This is a genomic window from Rubneribacter badeniensis (assembly GCF_002899695.1).
Taxonomy (GTDB): domain Bacteria; phylum Actinomycetota; class Coriobacteriia; order Coriobacteriales; family Eggerthellaceae; genus Rubneribacter; species Rubneribacter badeniensis.
Window position 1 is genome coordinate 1 of sequence record NZ_PPEL01000193.1, and the last position, 523, is coordinate 523.

At 70.4% G+C, this 523-nt stretch carries 1 protein-coding gene; it reads left to right on the forward strand.

All coding sequences use genetic code 11. From position 1 onward, the window contains the following. A partial coding sequence (locus tag C2L80_RS13620) for a DmsC/YnfH family molybdoenzyme membrane anchor subunit (RefSeq protein ID WP_169999098.1) occupies positions 1-523 on the forward strand: 523 nt, incomplete at both ends.

Below are 523 nucleotides of genomic sequence, written 5' to 3' on the forward strand. Positions count from 1 at the left end.
CCTCGCCGCTGTCGAACGAGATCCTCGTGGGCTCGCTGTTCGTGGTGCTGGCCCTGGTGTACGTGATCCTGGCACTGGCTGGCAAGCTCTCCGGCGGCGCGCGCAAGGGCTTCGTGGCCGTGGTGGCCGTGGCCGCCGCCGTGTTCGCCTGCTTCACCGGCATGGCCTATGTGATGGAGACCATCGCCTCGTGGAACTCGCCGCTCGTGGTGGTGCAGCTGCTGGGCTTCGCCCTGCTGGGCGGTATGCCGCTGGGCACGCTGGTGCTGGGCCTTGCCGGCGCGCTCCCCGATGCGCTTAAGGGCTCGTTCAAGACGGCCGGCATCGTGGTGGCCGCAGCCGGCGCGGTGCTCGCCATCGGTGGGTTCTGCGTCCAGGTCATGGGCGTGGGCGGCATGGAGAACGCCCTCGTGTCCGGTGCCGACCTCGTGGCAGACGTCACCATCTACCTTGCGGTGGCCGTGGCCAGCCTCGTGCTGGCGGCGGCGGGCACCGTGGCAGCGCTTCTGGGCAAGAGCCCGGT